We start from the raw sequence: 1,770 nt of genomic DNA, 5'->3' as shown, positions 1-1,770 counted from the left end.
CGGGCGACCGGCTCGACGTTGTTCATGGTGGTGCAGGCGGCGACGGCGGTGTTGCTGTCGCGGATGGGCGCCGGCCACGACATCCCCATCGGCGTTCCGGTCGACGGACGATCCGAAGAGGCGTTGGACGACCTCGTCGGCTTCTTCGTGAACACGGTGGTGTTGCGGACGCGCACGGACGGGGATCCGTCGTTCCGGGAGTTGCTGGAGCGGGTGCGGGAGACCGACCTGGAGGCGTGGGCGCATCAGGACGTTCCGTTCGACTGGGTCGTGGAGGCCCTGAACCCGGAGCGGTCCTCGGCCCGCAACCCGCTGTTCCAGGTGCTGATGACCCTGAACGACGGGGCCGCCCCCTCCCTCGAACTGCCCGGCCTGGAGAGCCGCTTCGAGCCGGTGGACACGGGCATCGCCAAGTTCGACCTTTCCTTCGGCTTCACTCCGCACCGCACCGACGCGGGCGACCCGGGCGAGTTGGTCGTGTCGGTGGAGGGCAGCACCGACCTGTACGAGCCGGAGACCGTGCGCTCGCTCGCCGAGCGGCTGGCGCGACTGCTGGAGGCAGTGGCCGCCGATGTCGACGTGCCGGTGTCGGCGATCGACGTGTTCGAGGACGGCGAGCGGGACCGAGTCACCTCGGAGTGGGCGGGCGAGTCGGGTGCGTTCCCGTCGTCGACGTTGGTGGAGTTGTTCGAGGCGCAGGTCGCGTGGCGGCCGGACGCGGTGGCGGTGGTCTCGGGGGACGAGCGGGTCTCGTATGCGGAGCTGAACGCGCGGGCGAACCGGCTGGCGCGGGTGCTGGTGGAGCGGGGTGCGGGGCCCGAGGTGGTGGTGGCGGTGCTGCTGGGCCGCTCTGTGGACCTCGCGGTGGCTCTGCTGGCGGTGCTGAAGTCGGGAGCGGCGTATCTGCCGGTCGATCCGGAGTATCCGGCCGAACGGATCGCGACGCTGTTCGAGGAGGCCGAGCCGCCGCTGGTCGTCACCACCACGGCGACCACCTCCTCACTGCCCGGCGGGATCGACCAATCGTGCGTGGTGCTCGACGCGCCCGACACCCGCCTCACCCTGTCCGCCCAGGACACGACGGATCTCACGGATGCCGACCGCAAGGACACCCTGCTGTCCACCCACCCGGCCTACGTGATCTACACCTCCGGCTCCACCGGGCGTCCCAAGGGCGTCACCATCGCCCATGGCAGCGTCGTCGCCATCCTCGACGCCACCCGGGAGCAGTTCCGCTTCGGTCCCGACGACGTGTGGACGTGGTTCCACTCCTACGCCTTCGACGTGTCGGTGTGGGAGATGTGGGGCTCGCTCGCCCATGGCGGCACGTTGGTCACGGTGCTGTTCGAGGTCTCACGGTCTCCGCGGGACTTCCTGCGCCTGTTGGAGCGGGAGCGGGTGACGGTGCTGTGCCAGACGCCCTCCGCCTTCTACCCGTTGATCCGTGAGGACGCCCAGGCCGCCCCCCGGCTCACCCTGCGGACCGTCATCTTCGCCGGTGAAGCCCTGGACTTCGGGCAGTTGGGGCAGTGGTACGAGCGGCACCCGGAGGATGAGGTGTCGCTGGTCAACATGTACGGGATCACCGAGACGACCATCCACGCCACCTACGCCGCGCTGGACCGGAAGATGGTGGCCGAAGCGGCCGGCCGGAGCCTGGTGGGATCGCCGTTGGCCGGGCTGCGGATGTTCGTGCTGGACGAGGCGTTGCGTCCGGTGCCGGTGGGTGTGGTCGGTGAGTTGTTCGTCGTGGGGCCGCAGTTGGCCCGG

General features: G+C 70.0%; 1 protein-coding gene. It reads left to right on the top strand.

Annotation, left to right across the window (positions count from 1 at the left end; translation table 11 throughout):
- Positions 1-1,770, top strand: a 1,770-nt coding sequence (locus AC07DS_RS46290; protein WP_479154737.1) for a non-ribosomal peptide synthetase, incomplete at both ends; no start/stop codon positions are given.

The sequence above is a fragment of the Streptomyces sp. NPDC044064 genome, assembly GCF_056434245.1.
The sequence above is the reverse complement of the archived record's forward strand: the minus strand, read 5'-3'. Positions and strand labels throughout refer to the sequence as shown.